Here is a 17,489-nt window from a genome sequence, read left to right on the forward strand (position 1 = left end):
GCCTGTGAAGGCGACATTTTCCCCAACCCCCGAAATCACAGAAAATTGGCCGCGAGCAGCGGCCATTCGTCCGACAAATCAAAATCGTCCGCCTGAGCGCGGACCATCATCTGCTCAACCCGTGCAATGAAAATTGTTTTCTGGCAACGGTACCGATGGAAGGCCTGCAAGACGGCCCGCCTTTTTCGAAAGCGGGCCGTCCTCGTTTTGCTGGTGATCAAGCGGCGACGTTATCTATCAATTTCGAGGCGGCAGTCCGTATATCGCGCGATCGCGATCGATCTCATCGATGGAATAAGCAGGCGCTGATTCATCGAAACGCGTCCACCCGTTTGCACGATAGCTCGCCTCTCTCGCGCCAATGTCCACCGAGGGAGCAGTATTGACCGCAGCATTGGCGCGTTCGAGGTCGCTATCGTCGACCTTTGCGCTCAGCAACACGCCTCCCCGGCGCACGCCTTCGGAATAGACTTGCGCCTCTTCATCCGTGTGTCCGGCGTGCTTGAGCGCGCCGACTATGCCGCCAGCTGCCGCTCCTCCGACCGCGCCGACACCAACCCCGACCGCCGTGGCCGCAAGCCATCCGGCTGCAACGATCGGACCAAGGCCCGGAATGGCCAGCATGCCGAGCCCGGCAAGCAGTCCGCCTGCTCCGCCTACTGCGGCTCCGGCAGACGTTCCTGCGGTTACCTCCCCATCCTCATTCACGCCTTTGTGAATTCCGGTGTGCTCACCATGAGTGTTGTTGGCGATAACACTGATATCATGGCGGGGAATGCCGATGTCTTCGAGCGCACGTACCGCTGCTGCCGCATCCGCGTAATTGTCAAAAAGTCGAGTGATTGTCTTCGACATTATCTTTCTCCGCGTTTTAGTTCAGTGGACAGTGACGTTTCCCTTGTAATCAAGAGCCACCCTCACCGGTTTCCCATCCTTTTCCGCCATGCCTTGCCAGAGGCCGTTCTCGTTCTGCACGAGCTTGCCAACGTTCGTGTAGCCGGCTTTTTCGATGCGTCCCCGCGCCTGATCCTCTGTGAAGGAATTGTGTCCCTTCGCCGCGTGTGTTGCCGTTTCCACCGTGGGGTCCTTAACCGCGGGATTGTGCGATTGTGCGGTCGCGCCAGAAGCAACGATAATAGCGGCAGAAGCCGTGATAAGAGCAGTTTTCATGAGATCTTCTCCTCTCTGGTGCTCTAACGTGGTTGCACGCCTCATGGTTGCCACAATTTCGCCCGCGCAAACTCCCTCAAGCATTCGTCCACTGTCCTCGCCAACAATAGGATTGCGTCGTTTTCTCGCGTCGCAAGGTGCTCTAGACGCCGACACGAAAGGACGATTGAACACGCCGGGCAGAGCCATTCGCCAAACCGGACCTCGCGACGTTCAATTGGACGTGTTCAATGAAGCGAGGAGGGTTATTTTCCCTCCAACATCGTGCGAACTTGCCGACCGAGAATTGGGTTATATCATCCTCGAAGGCCCTGTACCCGCCTTGATAGCTGGACATGGATGCCATCGCATGAAGCCTACTCATATGCTTCGTGTTTGATTGAACAGATCGTCTCATCCTTGAAAACAACCAACTTGTCGGGTAGGCTCTGCGCCGGATTGCAATATTGCTTCGTAGGCATTGCGCCGAAGCAGTGTCACCCCCCCGGCACGGCCGCTTTCGAAACTAACCGGGCAATGTAATCCAGCTTGCACACAATTGCAGGTGAGAGATGGAACGGATAAAGGTCCGGCTGTCCCATCGCTCGGTTCATGGCATTCATGCTGAACGACAGCGGCGCCATCATTTCGGCGAGCTTCGCCGCCTCGGCCGTGTAAGGATCGAGCGCAGCGGACGAGGGAGAAGATCCGGCCCATTCCTCGATCGAGGACAGGCAAAGGCCAAAACCGCCCGCAGTGGCCAGCACATCGACGATATGCAGATAATGGGCAAACGTTTCGGCGAAGTCCTCCCAAGGGTGCGAAGTAGCATAATAGCTGACGAAATCGTCGGTCCACACTTTGCCGTTAGCGTTGCCATAGTGCGCCTGGAGGCTTGCCTGGTAGTCGGCTGTCTCGTCGCCGAATACCTGCCTGAATGCCTGCAGCTCGTCCGGATCATTGCCGATCAAGCGCGACCAGAAATGATGCCCCACCTCGTGCCGGAAATGGCCCAGAAGCGTGCGATAGGGTTCGCCCACCGCGTGCCGGATGCGCTCGCGCTCGGCATCGTCAGCCTCGACGAGATTGAGCGTGATAACGCCGCCATCGTGGCCTGTAAGGATTTGCGGCGTTCCCGCAGCTTCGGCTGCGCGATCGTAAAGAAAATCGAAGGCCAGTCCCCGCCCGCCGGCCTGCCCGGCTACTTTGGTCTCCAGCGGCAGGTGCAATTTCAGAAGCGTATGGAATAACCTGCGCTTCGCTTGCTCTATCCTTGCCCATCGCGCGGGTACGGAGGGTTCGGCGAGATCGGGAATTGTGCGGTTATGGCGGCACGCACGGCATAGGGCGGTCGGTTCGTCCTTCTCGACAAGCCAGTTGCAGATCTGAAAATCGTCGTTGTTGGCGCAAACGACAACCTCGGCCGAGGCGCCGCCGTCATCACGCCACTGGGTCGCATTGTCTGCAAGAAACCGGAACGTGTCCGCGGCGGGATCATACCCCAGCGTGACGGAGCACCCAGGACAGAGCCGCGCCTCGAAATGGAGCAGTCGGTGGCAATTCGGGCAAGGAAATGCACGCATCTGTTCATCCCAATTCTGGGTAATCGCAGGCAGGTCGGCCAGGCAAATCAGCCGTTGACCACAGTCCCGCCATTGGGATGGAGCACCTGCCCGCTCATGTAACTGGCATCCTCGCAAGCCAGGAACAGGAACGAAGGCGCCACTTCGTTCGGTTGTCCAGGCCGTCCCATCGGTGTGCTTTCGCCAAAATGCTCCAGCTTTTCCTTGCTGGCTCCGCCGCAAGGATTGAGTGGTGTCCAGATCGGACCAGGCGCAACGGCATTCACGCGGATGCCCTCGCCTACCAGATTTTCCGAAAGCGAACGCGTAAAAGCCGTGATCGCTCCCTTGGTCGCGCTGTAGTCGAGCAATTCCTTGCTTCCCTTGTACATCGTGACGCTGGTGCAATTGACAATGGCAGCGCCTGCCTTGAGGTGCGGCCGAACCGCCTGCACCATGAAGAACATGCCAAAGATGTTGGTCTGGAATGTGCGGCGAAGCTGTTCTTCGGAAATGTCTGCAATGTCCTTGTCGGGGTGCTGTTCGCCGGCATTATTGACGAGCACATCGATCCGGCCGAACGCCTTCATCGTCTCCCCGGCAACATGATCGCACATTTCGGTAGAGCCCACGTCCGCCCGGATGGTGATGGCACGGCGACCTTCGCTTTCCACGATGCGCCGGGTTTCGTCAGCATCGTCGTCCTCCAGCAAGTAGACGATTGCGACATCCGCCCCTTCGCGCGCGAAAAGAGCCGCGACCGCGCGCCCGATGCCGCTGTCCGCGCCGGTCACGATTGCCACTTTGCCGGCAAGGCGGGAGGCCCCCGGATAGCGCGGTTGCCATTCGGGTTGCGGCTCCAGCTTGCTTTCGTGCCCCGGCAGGGCATCTTCATGGATCATCGATGCAGTCTCGGTCATGATCGGCTCCTTCCCTGAGAAAACGAAGCGGGACCGCTTTGGTTGAGGATCCCGCGTCGGTCCGTCCCGCTATCGGAGCGGCTAACGGCGATCGGACCGATCACTCGTCGTCGTATTCGCCTTCGTCGGCATCCTCGGGCAGATCGTCGCCGGCATATTCGCCGCTCAGGAATTCGAGAGGATCGAGGTCGAGATGGGCCACGACCTCCTGTCGCGTTGCCAGAACGGATACTTCTTCACCATCTTCGAGTTCGATGATGGTCACCTGATCGTCGCGTCCTTCGACAAGAGCGACGACCTGCATCGAATTGACCATTACTTCATCGCCATCCGGCGTTTCGAACATGAATTTCGCCATCGTTCCCTCCTGCATTCCACTAGCCGAACAGCGAAACGCCAATCGGGTTCCCAGCTCCGAGCCTAGTCAGGCCTCGGGCGATCAGGTGTCCGGGCTTGCTGACGCTGGGTCGGCCAGCATCACGACCTACGCGAGCCGACGATCACGCCCGCGGTCAACCTGCGAGGCAGCGTCGGTGCACTCGCAAGAGGCTGCGGCGTAATCGACATAACCATCGATGGCGGTTGGGCGGTAGGGCGTGAAACACGGCCCGGAAGCCGCCAAACTAACCGGCTGTGATGTATGCGTTAGGCCGCCGCTCCCAATCGCCCGCCGCCCTTGCGCTTAAACAGGCATTTCGTCAGCGCATCCGGCACCTGTCAGAAATGCGGCATGTGTCAAGAATGCCTTCCTCGCGTCCGGATGAATGACTGCTTTCGCCGGTGGGTTCAACGGGCGGAGCCAACACCTGCAATCTGAGAGGATGAGCAGGACATCGAGGGTAGTTCCACGAATCTGTTCACGTCGGACAGAAGATCGATTGTGGAAGCGGTGCAAGCGGGGGGACAGTAAGTAAAGTCGCGTCAGCCGGTTCGGCTGGCAAAACCGGGTGAAAAAGGGATTTCGGGAACTCGATATACGTCTCGCGCTTTCGACATTTATATCGCTCTGCGATATAAATGTCGAAAGGAAGGAGGCCGCCACAGCGGCTTTGGCTGGAGAGGAGCGTGCAATGTTTCTCGTAGGCGAAATGCTCGGGGCGATCGGCCTCGTTTTAGGAAGCCTGCTCGCTGCCGGACTGGTGTGCGGGATTGCAACAAGTGTTGCAGACCGATTGCATCATCATAATTGGGCGGGTTTTTTCGTACTGGCAATTCTGGCAGCAACATTGCTCGCGGGTCTCGCGCACAGCGACTTTATCAAGCTGGGACTTACCTACGGCGTGTTCGGCGCGCTGGCGCTCATCCTCGCTAGCCGCATGAATAAAGGCTCATCCAACCACCTCAACCAGGATAACAAGTAATGGAGGGGCGTTGCTGGAACTATCCTGCCCTGCTTAGCGAAGTGGGAGAATGCCACAGACCTGGGCGATCGGCACTTCGCACTCTTGTCCGACGCATCCGGCAAGAAGCCTTTCCTGAGATCAATGATCCAGCGTTGAGGAGACGCCAAGTAAGACGAGCGATCGAAGCGGTCATTCGAACGCCCCAGTAAGAGTTGGGATGGACCTCTGAACCAATTCATCAGAAGGAAACCCTTAAATTCGCCCACCTTCCTTTAAATTCGCACACCTTCCTCTAAATTCGCACACCTTCCTATCGTTTGCAAATCATCAAAGGCGGTATTTTGACACTCAACTGAAGTCACAGCCGACGTCGCCGGACGAAATTCACGTAATCAGAGCAACATCAACGTTATCGCGACAATCTTTAGAAATAACGTCATGCAAATTCTTCGCCGTTGAGATGATGGTTTGCGCACGAGACGGATCGATCGCAAATTTCTATTTCGGAACCAAAAGCTGTCGATCCTCTTAGCGTCATAAGTTTATGGATCGTCGCAACTCGAGTTTATCGTCGGCAAGCGCCCGATTGTGGACCTTCCTGAGGCCTTGCAACAATCCCGAAAGCGGACCTTAGTCCACTGACTCGAAGTCACCTGGCCTCCAACTTCCGTCGAACGCCGGTCTTTCGGGACCATAGATACGGAAATAAACAAACCAGCCCTTGCCCGGCAGCGTTTGGAGCCAGTAATCTTCCTGGCCTGCAGGTGCAACCGGCGCGAAGTAAAGGTCGACGCTGTCGCCCTCCAACCCACGCAATTCGAAGAGGGAGCGCAACGCTGCCTTGCCTTGCGCGGTTACGATCTCACTTCGCGTTTCTGGATCGTAGAGGGTCACCGACCAGAACAGACGTGCGGGCACGGGCAGAGGCACGCGCAGCCGATAGGTCTTGCCGCCGTCGACATAGTTTCCATCCGTATCGCGCAGGCCAAGCCAATAGAGCGAACCCGCGTGCTCGTCGCGGCGGAACATTGCGGGGGACTCGACTTGGGCCTGGAAAAACCATTTCTCCCGTGCCTCAAGGTCGCGCCTGGCAGGCAGATCCCAAATGCTCTGCTCTGGCCGCTTGCCCGCCCATTCCCAGTGGCGATCATGCCAGGCTTGGCGATCGGCGCGGCGATCTGCAAAGGACTGCACACGCATCTGGGCATTGGCCAGCCGCGCCGCTTTTGAGAGTATTTCGGTCATTCGCGCGTCAGGCTCGAAAGGCTTACCTTTTTCGATGCCGAGAGAGGCTAGCCGACCGTATTCCATGCGGTACGGTTCATAGGATGGTTCGCGGTCCACGACATCGTGGAGCACTCGCCAATATTCGAGGCGATTTTCCCAATCGAAGGCAGTGAACTGGATATAGGTCTGACCGATGTCGATCCAGTCAAGCGCGGCAAGATTTTCGCTCGAACCCAGCCGATAGAACTTGACCGTTTTCAGCAACGCTATGGCTGCATCGACATCGCCGCCCTGGGGAATGGCCCGTACCATCACCAAGACGCGGTTCGTAGAAGATTCCCCTGCAAAATAGTCCGCTGGGAGCGCCCCTTCATATCCAGGTGGCAGGATGATGTGTTTGCCACCCTTGCCGCCGTCAGGACCGGGTACGCCCATGTCCATTACATAGCGCTGGTTGGCGTCGTTCACTACGGACATCAGGGCCCCAGGAGGGAACTCGAACACCATCGGCCCTCCGCTTAGATCGATCACAGCGCCGGTATAGGGGGTATCTGAATTCGGCGTGAGCACCGTTTGTGACGGACTGCCATTCAAGAGCAGATAGCCATGGTTTGGCTTGAGGCCAGCTTGCGCGTTGCCGCTGAAAGTGCCTGCGAACGAAACTGTTGGAAAGAAGAACTTGTATGCTTCGATCGCGCGGATCAGATCGGCATCGTCATAGGCCTTTTGAATAGCTTCTTCAGTGGGAAAGCCACCCTCTATCGAATAGTCTTCGCCGATAGCGAGGGCGGCTTGAGCGGAAGCGCTGTCATCGACCATGTGAACTCTCCTGATTATGCCGGACATTCACTCCACAGCCAATGCCATGGCCATTTCGCGCTCGATATCGCGATACTGATCATCCGCGAGGTCATAGACGACCTTGACGACACGCCCTCCAGCGAAGTCAAAGCCGCTGCCATATTCGCTGCTCACCGCGTCGCCGCTGTCACGGCCAACGCAAAGCCCCTCGCCGCAGAGGGAATAGCGTCCGGTCATCGTACGGAACTCGCTGCTCGCCACCGACTGATCGTCGATGAAAAGAGACATGGTGCCGACCGCTTCGCCATTCTCGCCGATCTTGTCCTTGGCGAATTCTACACCCACGATGTGCTGGCCGGCGGAGGGGGCTACCGCTGACAGTCGCTGCTCGGGCGGAATGCCGAGGAAATTATAGACGAAGGTGAGCTTACCACCCTTCACGAACAGCGAATATCCGCCGAAGCGCGATCCTTGGGCCACGATCACGCCTTGGCTGTCCCCCGTGAACTCGACCTCCGCCAGTATTTTGAACGAGCGGCCGTGCGTGCTTGCCGAGGACGCCTCAGGCACCTCGGTCGTGTCGGGATAATAGGTGTAGCGGCCTGACGGCGGCACCTTGTTGTGAAATTCCAGCTTTATGAACTCAAACACTCCGAGATCGGCGAGCGGAAGCACGTCGTATTTCCGCGCTTCCTCCATCCACAGGGTTTTCAGCTCCTCGACTTTCTCGGGATATCGTTCAGCCAAGTCGACGGCCTCAGCCCGGTCCTCATCGGTATGGAAGAGCTGCCAGCGGTCCTTGTCGAAATGGCCTTGATTGGAGGGAAGCGGGGCATGTTCGGTGGCAGCCTTCCAGCCGCCCTTCCAAATGCCGCGCGTCCCCAGCATCTCATAATATTGGATCTCCTTGGTAGTTGGAGCGTCCGCTTGGTCAAAGCTGTACTTCATGGAGACGCCGGGCAGCGGCGTCTGCTTTACGCCATCGACCTCGTCCGGCATCGCAACACCGCAGCATTCGAGAATCGTCGGCACAATATCGGTACAGTGGTGATATTGGTGCCGGAGCTCGCCCTTCGCCTTGATGCCCGCCGGCCAATGAATGACCAGCGGATCGCAGGTGCCGCCGCTGTAGGAGGCATAGCGCTTGAACATCCGATAGGGTGTCGAAAAGGCTACGGCCCAGCCAGTGGGATAATGGTTATAGGTGGCAGGCGAGCCGAGCTTGTCGATCATCGCAAGATTTTCCGAAATCTCGTCGGGATAGCCGTTGAAAAATTTGATCTCGTTCACCGAGCCGTTGGGCGAACCCTCCCCTGAGGCCCCGTTATCCGCGCAGTATAGGATTAGCGTGTTGTCGAGCTGACCGGACTCTTCCAGATAGTCGATGACCCGGCCCACCTGTACGTCGGTGTATTCGGAGAGGGCGGCATAGACCTCTGCCATGCGGGCGAAGAGCTTCTTTTCGTCGTCATTTAGCGTGTCCCAGGGGCGCACGAAATCCCCTGGGGAAGACGCCTCCTCAGCCATGGGATTGATGGGCGTAAGCTGCGTATCCACGGGCAGGATGCCGCGTTCCTTCATGCGGGTGAGCACCCATTCACGGTAGGCCTCGTAGCCAGCGTCAAACTTGCCTTTATACTTGTCGATGTAATCCTGAGGCGCATGGTGAGGTGCGTGGTTGGCGCCTGGGCAGTACCACATGTACCAAGGCTTCTCCGGCTGCGACTGTTTGCTGTCGCGAATGAAGCTGATTGCCTTATCGGCGATATCTTTCGAGAAATGATAGCCTTCTTCGGGGCCATATGGCTGCTCGACGAAGTGATTGTCCTCGATCAATTCTGGATACCACTGGTTGGTCTCACCGCCGAGAAAACCGTAAAAGCGATCATAGCCAAGACCCAGCGGCCAGGCCTTTTTGGACGATCCCATGTCGAAGGCATCGACGGGGACATTATGATTCTTGCCCACCCAGAACGTACTCCAACCTGCATCCCGAAGGATCGACGCCATCGTCGCATTGGAGCGCGGGATGTGGCCGTTATAGCCTGGGAAGCCCACCGCTGATTCCGCGATGGTGCCAAAACCATTTTGGTGGTGGTTGCGTCCGGTCAGGAAACATGACCGAGTCGGTGAGCAGACCGACGTCGTGTGCCATTGCGTGAAGGTCAACCCGTTCTTCGCCAGCTTGTCGAGCGTTGGCATTTCTATACCGCCGCCATAGGGAGACCAAGCCGCTTGGCCCGTATCGTCATAAAGGATGACAAGGACATTCGGCGCGCCCTTGGGCGCCGGGGTCGCAAGAAAAGCATCCCAATCCGACTGAGATTCGCGGATGTCGAGTTCGATCTTGCCGTTGAAAGACCGTGGCATTGGCCATTCCTTTTCCGACTTGTCACAGAGTTCAAGCCTACGAAGAGTGGCTGCGGCCATCCATAAGGACAAACCCCTAGGGCTGCAGGGACGGAGCCCCATAAGAGGCGCGAAACGTCGGCTTTGCTACAAGCCTATTCGGTAAGCGGACGTTCGGTTACCGGCCAGTCGTGGGCATCCAGATTGGGAAAGCGGACAGGGCGCAACTGGGAACGAAAAATCGGATCCTGAGCGACTAGGAAGGATCGGGAGCCTACTGCGCGTAGGCGATGTGCAACCCTTCAATCTGCGCTCTATGATGCGGTAATTGATCGCGACATTCACCGCATATTTCGCGGTGAATGTTGTTGCGCCATGCGGTGAATGATGAATATATTCACCGCATAAGGAGCGGTGAATGTGCCCTATATCCATGAACTAACAGATTGGCCGAACCTGATCTGGAACGAGCGGCAGCTCTTTCAACCACTTGCTGCCGTGCGTCACCGGCAAGGACGATTGATAGGGCATATGGAGGCATTGGGCTTTCCTCTGCGTGAAGAAGCTGTGCTTTATGCGCTTACCGAGGACGTTCTGAAATCCAGCGAGATTGAAGGGGAGGTTCTTGATAGGGAGCAAGTGCGCTCGTCTATCGCCCGCCGGCTCGGGATGGAGATCGGCGGACTGGTCGAAGCGGATCGTGATGTCGAAGGCGTCGTGGAAATGATGCTGGATGCGACCCAGAATTATGCTCAACCTCTGACCGCCGAGCGTCTTTTCGGCTGGCATGCCGCCCTATTCCCCACGGGACGAAGCGGGATGAGCCGAATTACGGTAGGTGCCTGGCGAGGCAATGAGGGTGGACCGATGCAGGTCGTCTCCGGGCCGATTGGCCGTGAGCGCATCCACTACCAGGCTCCATCATCGAATTTGATGGATCAGGAGATGTCCCGTTTCCTTGCGTGGTTCGAGACAGCCAAGCTCGACCCCGTTTTGAAGGCCGGCGTTGCGCACTTGTGGTTCGTAACGATCCACCCCTTCGATGATGGGAACGGGCGCATCGCGCGCGCGATTGCCGATCTTGCGCTAGCGCGTGCGGAAGGAACGGCGCAACGTTTCTATAGCATGTCGGCTCAGATCCGTGCTGAGCGCAAGACGTATTATGACATGCTAGAGACGACGCAGAGGAGCGGACTGGACATCACAGGATGGCTGCTTTGGTTCATTGACTGCCTCGATCGTGCCTTCGATAGGGCTGAGTTGATTTTGGCCAACGTCATGCGCAAGGCTAGGTTTTGGGATTCAATGGTGGGCCAGTCGCTCAATGACCGGCAGCAAAAGGTTCTCAATCGTCTCCTGAACGGGTTCGAGGGCAAGCTGACCAATGCCAAGTGGGCAGCGATGACCAAGACATCCTCCGACACGGCTCTTCGCGACATCAATGATCTGGTTCGTAGAGGCATTCTGGAGAAGGATTCCGCCGGTGGACGCAGCGCAGGCTATTCGCTCGTGGAAGATGTCAAAATGTCGAATCGTAGCGTCTGAATTCTATCAAGCGAGACACTCGTTGAGAGGATCAGTTCTGCTAATCAGCAGCGGTCGTTGGCCGGGGCTGGGACACCTCAGTTTTTAAGAGAAAACCAGTCGGTCTGCAGACACGCCCCCGTTTAGACGCTCGGGTCGGAATTTGGGGTTATCGGAAGCGGCCGCTGGTTAAGGGCGACCGGTTGCGCGCCTCCTACTACAGGTTAGTTTGCGGGAACGTTTCAAGAAAGCCGCAGCGCTCCTGCTCCCACCGCTATGACGCAGACACCTATTATCTTGGCCAAGCCAACCTTTTCGCGAAGGATCAGCGCGGCGATGGCGACACCAAACAAGATGGATGTTTCTCGCAGGGCGGCCACCACGGCAACAGGCGCGACAGTCATCGCCCAGAGCGCAAGACCGTAGGAGCCGATCGTGCCAGTTCCGCCCAGCAACCCAAATGCCCAGTTCCGACCGGCGTACGACAAAATGCCTGCACGCCGCCTGAAGAGTGCCCAACCGACCAGCACGACGCCGGTAAGCAGGAAAATCCATAGCGTGTAGGCCGCCGCCGCTCCTGAGCGTCGCACTCCGATGCCGTCGATAAGCGTGTACCCGGCGATCACGACCGCGTTGCCGAGCGCCAGCGCCACCCCGGCTCTGTTACCGCTGCGCGCAGCCCCAGCCATGCTGAGGATACCGGCGCATATGATTCCGACCCCGAGCCACGCGGATTGCGACAATGGCTCACCGATGAGAACGAGGCTGGCAAGGGCCACCAAAAGCGGTGCCGTGCCGCGCATCATCGGGTAGGTGAGGCTCATGTCAGCGATGCGGTAGGTGCGCGCCACCAGCACAAAGTATGCAATTTGGAAGAGCGATGAAGCGGCTATGAACGGCCAGCTTTCGACCGATGGGGGCGGAAGGAACGGCAGCCCCACGGCAGCGATCAGGGCCGCTGACCCCGTGACGAGTATGGTCGTGAGAAGCGTATCACCGCCTCGTTTCACGATCGCGTTCCAACTGGCGTGAAGAGCCGCAGCGAACAGCACGATGCAGAAGACGGTGGCATTCATGCCGATGGAGTAGAATAGCCGAGCGCGTCTGTCGCCCGTGAACCCTATGCGTGACCGAATCTAGCAAATCCCAGGCACGATTCTTTTCGGAAAGCGGCAGCGCCACGCACTGTTGGCTATCGCCCGCCGGTCCTCCCGGAACCTGCCAGACCGCTCACCGCCCTGAGCCGACCTGTCGGAAATTCCCTTGTCGGCGATGCTTCACACCGAAGGGGGCGGGCAGCTATCTGCCGATCTGAGCCGGTGAACCGCAATTCCGCAACTGGCCACTCCACGCGAACGGTCCGGCGGCACTGCACCCAATTCAGACACAAAGTTTCCACCCTGGTGGTACTGAAAGCTGACGGTGGGCCTGGGCAAAACCAACAACTGCCGCCCTTTGCCAGGGCCACAATTTCATTGATACCTTGCCGACATGTATGACGAAGTTCGGAACTATTAATTACTCGGCTCTGTCTCCGTCACCCGGATCCCGGAGACGCTGAGGCACTTCATGCAATAATGCCGATGCTCGCCTCGCGCTTAAAACGGCGTCCATCCCACCCCTATCCAAAATGGTGCAATTATCGTCATTGAACGGGTTCGCAGTGTATCTGGTCCGGAGAGGCGTAATCTCGGCGGCACCCCGCCAGGCTCCCGGCGAGGGATCGCCCAACCGTCAGAGCGACTGTCCAACAGCCGAGGGTCGAACGTAAGCCCCCCGGCACCGGCCGCTGACCCACCGATACCCCTGCTTCGGCGGGGGATCCGCGAGTCTCACCAGTATCTCCCAGTCACCCGGTTTGCGCCCGACGGAACAAATGGCTGCCTGCGTGACTTAAAATCGGTAATGCTCCAATCATCGTCCCCGGCACGTCAGATCGCGGTCGCCATTCCGGCGAAGGACGAGGAAGCGCATCTGGCGCAATGCCTGGCCGCTCTGGATCACGCGGCGCGCTTACACGCCGCACGAGTCAGCATTTTCGTGCTTGCCAACAATTGCGCGGATGCGACGGGCGAGGTGCTTCGCCGCTCCAATCTCGTCCATGCCGACCTTCACTGGGCCGAAGTTTCGCTGCTGGAGCACGCCCGCCATGCGGGATGGGCGCGAAGGCAGGCGCTGGACGAAGCGGCCACGCTGCTGGGGGCGTCTTGCGATGTGCTCATGTCCACCGATGCCGACAGCACGGTTGCGCCGGACTGGTTCACGCGCACTCTCGCCCATATCGACCAGGGTGCCGACGCGATTGCGGGACGCGCCTTGACGCGGGGGCGCGAACGCCGCCAGCTTGGTACCGCTGCCACCCGGCGCCTCGACATGCTGCGCCGCTATCAGATCGCGGTGGATTGGCTTCGGGCAGACACACTGGCCGACCCCGTCGATCCCTGGCCGAGGCATTTCTACGAAGGCGGCGCCAGCATCGCCCTCACGCTAAACACCTATCGTGCCATCGGCGGTGCCCCTACTCCACCAGTGGCGGAGGACCGCGCGCTGTTCGATGCCGTCCGCCGCGTAGGCGGGCGCGTACGGCATCCTGTCGACGTGCGTGTATTCACGTCCAACCGCACACAGGGTCGGGCCCGGGGCGGCATGGCCGATGCCCTCGCCCGCTGGATCAGCCAGCCGGAAAGCGATCCCCTGCATGAGATCTACGGAATGCCGATCGCCCTGGCGCCCGAGACGGCCTGCGTGCATGACCAGCTTTCCTTCCTGACGCTTCCAGCCGAACTGGCACGGGTGCAGACGAGCATCCGCACGCGCCGATCACACCCTGCGCCACAGGTCGAGCCGATAGCGATTCCGCCGTTCCTCGATGCATACCGCGATGCGGCCTCCAAGGAGCCGGCCTAAGTCGCGCACCGCATCGTCGCCCGACTTGGGATAGTCGGTCTCGCCGGTCCAATGGACCAGCAGCACGTGTCCCCCGGCGCGGACCGAGAACGCGAGGAATTGAGCCAGACGCGTGAGATCGGCATCGTCCCAGTAATAGACCACTTCCGACAGTAGGACGAAGTCGAACGGGCCTTCGGGCGCCTCGGCAGGCATCTTGCGCTCTTCGAACGTCACGTTCGGCAAGTCCGCGCAGCGCCGCCGCGCGGCCGCGAGCGCCGTGCCGGAGACGTCCACCGCGAGCAGGCGATCACAGCGCGCTGCAAGCTGCTGCGTCAGGATGCCATTGGCGCATCCCACCTCAAGCGCCGCAGAAAACCGCACGCAGGGCAGCGCGTCCAGCGTGTGGCGATACTTCGCCCGTTCGTAAGGGCTACTTTCGAAGTTCCAGGGGTCGGCGTCTTCCCGGAAAAGGTCCTCGAACCACGACGGGTCTATCGAGCGTTCACGTCGCATTCCGGTTCTCCACCAGCAGGCAGTGCGTCAGCTCGGTGAGGCGGCGCATGGGCCGCGCCAGCACAAAGCGCTCCGCCGCCCCGGCGATCCGTCCGCCCAGCTGGCTGCGATGGCATGCAAGCGCGCGGCGCTGGCGCCCGCGATGGCGGCTCACCGGAATGGCCGTGACGCGCATCGGGCGCAGCAAGGAGTCAACATCCGGCAGGGTCCACCCCCAGACAAGATAGAATTTCGGCGCGACCCGCCAGCGCCTTGCCGCCGCGCGCAGCAGCCGGGCCGCCGCCGTATGATCGCAATGCGGCTCGCGCTCCCAGGTCGTCACGAGCTGACGGATGCCCCTCGCGCGGCACAGCGCAACAAGGCGTCGAACCGCAAGCTCGAACTGCGGCGTGCCCTCTGCATGAGGGGAACCGTCGCTCCAGCCGAGCGAAATCGCCGGGTCGCGCAGGCCCAGGTACCGCATCGCGGCGCCCAGTTCGCGCGCACGCAGCCCCGCCACTCGCTTCGCTGTCCACCCCGAGGCGCCGATATGGCTGCCCGCTCCGTCGGTGAGGAACACGGTCGTGACCGCACCTCCGGACGCGGCCAGTGATGCGATCAGCCCGCCCGCGCCCAGCGTCTCATCGTCGGGATGGGGAGCGAGCACCAGCCACCCGCCGCGCTGCGCCGCCTCGTTTGGCGAAAGGGGCTGCGCGCGCCGATGCAGGCGTGACCAGCTGCGCCTGCCGGGCATTACCACCAGGCGTCCTCCCCCCAACAATCGGCTTCCAGCCACGCTGCGGCCGCCCGGTCGCGCGCCTGGTCCGGAACCGGTTGCCGCAGATAGAGGCTAAGGTCGCGCGTGATCCTGTCGATGCGGCTGCCCTCGAAGAACGCAGCCGTGCCGACCGCGCGCGCGGCTCCTTCCATGACGCCGAATGCCGCATCTTCCACTACGCCCCGGGTCATGAGGACGAGAGGGACCGCTTCCGGCTCGGTCGCTTCCGCCGCCCGCGCCGCGCGGGAAACCCACGATGCGGCGGACCGCGTCGCCGCCACCGACTGGCCGAAGCGAGCCCGCTGGACCGGATCTTGCGCCTTGCCCGACGCGAGCAGATGCACGCGCCAGTGGCGTAGCAGAGATTCCACGGCACCCAGCTGCACAGCCGCAAAGCGCCAGGCTCCGGCCGAAAAACGCGGTTCCCGCTCGTAGTCGCCCGGCGCGCCCAGCAACGCGCCGACGGCAATTTCCATGCCGTCAAAATCAAACAACCCGCTTTGCGATCCGCGCATGCCGCGCACGCGCCACCCACGATTGTCGGCGCGTTCCGGCTGCCCCGCGACATCGACCAGCACCAGTTGCTTCGCCCCGTCGGCCAAGGCGGCACTGATCAGCACCCGCTCGATATGACCGGCGCCGGTAGCGAAGCGCTTCGACCCCCGCAGGATCCAGCCTCGATCGATCGGCTCCAGCCATGTACCCCCGGCAAGATCCGTGTTCCAGACGCCGAACCGGCAGCCTTGAAAAAGTTCGGCGGCAAGCGCGACTTTCTGCTGCCGCGATCCGTAGGCGTGGATCAGCTGGATCGCGTTGACGTGGCCCTCGAACACCCGCCCGAGACTGAGATCCGCGCCCCCAATCAGGCGAAGGACCTGAAACAGGTCATCCACTTGCGCCGCATCGCGAAGGTCGGCGAAGGCCGAGAGATAGCCCGCCTCGTGCAGCGATTTCATCCGCGCGGCCGGAAAGGCCTCGTCGTCGTTGTGTCTATCCCATTCGCGTACGAGATCGCGCAGTTTTCCCAACGTTACCCGATGTCTCACTCCCGGAGCACGCGGCGCATCCAGCACGATCAAGTCTCCCAATGCAGCCGCAGGGCCCGGCCACAGCCAGCGCCGCCCGCCAAAAGGACCGCTGCATTGCGAAATGCGGCGCGCGGGAAAATGTTTCTTGCCTGTAATGTTCAGGCCATCACTTGCCGACGGGAGCAGCTGCTCTTGCGATCAGCATGCCGGACGGCAGGGTCCTGCTGCGGTCCCCGCGCTTCGGCTACTGGCGATGCCGCATTGTCGTCGCGCAGCGTGAGCCGCGATATGAGGACGATTTCACTCTCCGCGAAAGAGCTCTCGGCCAAACGGGGCGGACCGACGTAGCAGCCCGTCAACTTGCCGGGCCGTTACCTTCAGCCCTCAGGCAATGCCAGCGCCGCCGGTCACCCCGTAAACTTCTCCGGTGATGTAACTGCCCTCCTGCGAGGCGAGTAGCACATAGACCGGTGCAATTTCGACGGGCTGCCCAGGTCGGCCGAACTGACTTTGCTCCCCGAACTTCGCGACCTTTTCCTGAGGCTGGCCACCGCTCGCCTGAAGCACGGTCCAAAACGGTCCCGGTGCCACCACGTTGGCACGGATGCCCTTCTCGATCAGCTGCTTGGCCAATGCCTTGGTGTAGGCAACGATGCCGGCCTTGGTCGTGGCGTAGTCCAGCAGGATATCCGAAGGCTCGTATGCCTGCACGGAGGCAGTGGTGATGACGGACGCTCCTGCGGGCAGATGCGGCACGGCGGCCTGCGCAATCCAGTGGAGTGCATAGAGGTTGGTCTTCAGTGTTTTGTCGAAGTCTTCGGAGCTGACTGCGCCTATGTCCTCGCGGTACTGCTGCCGTCCCGCATTGATGACAAGAATGTCGAGACCGCCAAGACCCTCGACCGCGTTTTGGACCAGCTGCCTGCTCCAGGCTTCGTCAGTGATGTCGCAGGGGAGAGCTACGGCTGTGCGGCCTTCCGCTTCGATAAGGGCAATGACCTCCTGGGCGTCCTTTTCCTCGCTGGGCAGATATGAAATCGCGACATCGGCGCCCTCGCGCGCATAGGCAATTGCAGCAGCGCGTCCGATTCCAGAATCGCCGCCGGTCACGAGAGCCTTGCGACCCTTGAGTTTGCCTGCGCCGCCATAGCTCTCTTCCCCGTGATCAGGCTTAGGATCCATCTCTGCAGCAATGCCAGGTACCGGCTGCGGTTGCTCGGGAAACGGGGGCTTCGGATACTGCGCGCGGGGATCCTGAAGTGCGAGGCGATCAGCCATAAAACCTCCTGTCAGTTGAAGGGGCGGCGGCTTTTTGAAAGCCGGCAGGCAGGCAAAGGACGGAGCAGCGTTTCGGTTCCAAGCCAAGATCGGGGAGCTCGATCGACGTAGGCAAAAGTGCACGCTATCGTAGAGGTCGTCGAAATGCC

Annotated in this window: 16 protein-coding genes; 3 read left to right on the forward strand and 13 right to left on the reverse strand. The window is 60.2% G+C overall.

Going from position 1 to position 17,489, the window contains the following annotated elements:
• Positions 1 to 35: 35 nt before the first annotated feature.
• The 6 genes from EDF56_RS23760 to EDF56_RS23785 all read right to left on the reverse strand — a co-directional run bounded on the left by EDF56_RS23760 (position 36) and on the right by EDF56_RS23785 (position 3,989).
• Entirely contained in the window at positions 36 to 221 is a 186-nt protein-coding gene (locus tag EDF56_RS23760; protein ID WP_132392285.1) for a hypothetical protein, read from the reverse strand.
• A gap of 16 nt (positions 222 to 237) precedes the next feature.
• The gene (locus tag EDF56_RS23765; protein WP_132392287.1) at positions 238 to 855 is read right to left on the reverse strand and encodes a hypothetical protein; all 618 of its coding nucleotides are present in this window, start codon (positions 853 to 855) and stop codon (positions 238 to 240) included.
• 21 nt (positions 856 to 876) lie between these two features.
• Complete coding sequence (locus EDF56_RS23770) at positions 877 to 1,170, reverse strand: hypothetical protein (protein ID WP_132392289.1); 294 nt, start codon at positions 1,168 to 1,170, stop codon at positions 877 to 879.
• A 476-nt stretch (positions 1,171 to 1,646) separates the two neighbouring features.
• Entirely contained in the window at positions 1,647 to 2,732 is a 1,086-nt protein-coding gene (locus EDF56_RS23775; RefSeq protein ID WP_132392291.1) for a putative zinc-binding metallopeptidase, read from the reverse strand.
• 47 nt (positions 2,733 to 2,779) lie between these two features.
• Positions 2,780 to 3,631, reverse strand: coding sequence for an SDR family oxidoreductase (locus EDF56_RS23780; protein ID WP_132392293.1), 852 nt, complete (start codon positions 3,629 to 3,631; stop codon positions 2,780 to 2,782).
• A gap of 100 nt (positions 3,632 to 3,731) precedes the next feature.
• Positions 3,732 to 3,989, reverse strand: coding sequence for a hypothetical protein (locus tag EDF56_RS23785; protein ID WP_132392295.1), 258 nt, complete (start codon positions 3,987 to 3,989; stop codon positions 3,732 to 3,734).
• Positions 3,990 to 4,701: 712 nt separating this feature from the next.
• On the opposite strand from EDF56_RS23785, the gene EDF56_RS23790 reads away from it, so the two are divergent.
• Positions 4,702 to 4,992 carry a hypothetical protein gene (locus EDF56_RS23790; RefSeq protein WP_132392297.1) on the forward strand — a complete coding sequence of 97 codons (291 nt, stop codon included), beginning with the start codon at positions 4,702 to 4,704 and terminating at the stop codon, positions 4,990 to 4,992.
• Positions 4,993 to 5,604: 612 nt separating this feature from the next.
• On the opposite strand, the gene EDF56_RS23795 is transcribed toward EDF56_RS23790, so the two are convergent.
• Together EDF56_RS23795 and EDF56_RS23800 are read right to left on the reverse strand one after the other, a co-directional pair.
• Entirely contained in the window at positions 5,605 to 7,020 is a 1,416-nt protein-coding gene (locus EDF56_RS23795; RefSeq protein WP_132392299.1) for a DUF1254 domain-containing protein, read from the reverse strand.
• 27 nt (positions 7,021 to 7,047) lie between these two features.
• A complete protein-coding gene (locus EDF56_RS23800; protein WP_132392301.1) occupies positions 7,048 to 9,372 on the reverse strand; it encodes an arylsulfatase in 2,325 nt (774 codons plus the stop codon).
• A gap of 399 nt (positions 9,373 to 9,771) precedes the next feature.
• On the opposite strand from EDF56_RS23800, the gene EDF56_RS23805 reads away from it, so the two are divergent.
• Positions 9,772 to 10,896 carry a Fic family protein gene (locus tag EDF56_RS23805; protein ID WP_132392303.1) on the forward strand — a complete coding sequence of 375 codons (1,125 nt, stop codon included), beginning with the start codon at positions 9,772 to 9,774 and terminating at the stop codon, positions 10,894 to 10,896.
• A gap of 221 nt (positions 10,897 to 11,117) precedes the next feature.
• On the opposite strand, the gene EDF56_RS23810 is transcribed toward EDF56_RS23805, so the two are convergent.
• Positions 11,118 to 11,951: an EamA family transporter gene (locus EDF56_RS23810; RefSeq protein WP_132392305.1), complete on the reverse strand. Its 834-nt coding sequence runs from the start codon at positions 11,949 to 11,951 to the stop codon at positions 11,118 to 11,120.
• 829 nt (positions 11,952 to 12,780) lie between these two features.
• On the opposite strand from EDF56_RS23810, the gene EDF56_RS23815 reads away from it, so the two are divergent.
• The gene (locus EDF56_RS23815) at positions 12,781 to 13,782 is read left to right on the forward strand and encodes a glycosyltransferase (protein ID WP_132392307.1); all 1,002 of its coding nucleotides are present in this window, start codon (positions 12,781 to 12,783) and stop codon (positions 13,780 to 13,782) included.
• On the opposite strand, the gene EDF56_RS23820 is transcribed toward EDF56_RS23815, so the two are convergent.
• The 4 genes from EDF56_RS23820 to EDF56_RS23835 form a co-directional block, all read right to left on the reverse strand.
• Positions 13,696 to 14,277, reverse strand: coding sequence for an SAM-dependent methyltransferase (locus EDF56_RS23820; protein ID WP_132392309.1), 582 nt, complete (start codon positions 14,275 to 14,277; stop codon positions 13,696 to 13,698). The genes EDF56_RS23815 and EDF56_RS23820 overlap by 87 nt on opposite strands.
• Positions 14,267 to 15,010, reverse strand: a complete 744-nt coding sequence (locus tag EDF56_RS23825; protein WP_132392311.1) for a PIG-L family deacetylase — start codon at positions 15,008 to 15,010, stop codon at positions 14,267 to 14,269. Before EDF56_RS23825 ends, EDF56_RS23820 begins: the two co-directional genes overlap by 11 nt.
• Positions 15,010 to 15,990: an acyl-CoA dehydrogenase family protein gene (locus EDF56_RS23830; protein WP_165912359.1), complete on the reverse strand. Its 981-nt coding sequence runs from the start codon at positions 15,988 to 15,990 to the stop codon at positions 15,010 to 15,012. Before EDF56_RS23830 ends, EDF56_RS23825 begins: the two co-directional genes overlap by 1 nt.
• Positions 15,991 to 16,446: 456 nt before the next feature.
• Complete coding sequence (locus EDF56_RS23835; protein ID WP_132392371.1) at positions 16,447 to 17,340, reverse strand: SDR family oxidoreductase; 894 nt, start codon at positions 17,338 to 17,340, stop codon at positions 16,447 to 16,449.
• Between the last annotated feature and the right edge of the window lie 149 nt (positions 17,341 to 17,489).

Source organism: Novosphingobium sp. PhB165, from assembly GCF_004341845.1.
In the GTDB taxonomy this organism is placed as follows: domain Bacteria; phylum Pseudomonadota; class Alphaproteobacteria; order Sphingomonadales; family Sphingomonadaceae; genus Novosphingobium.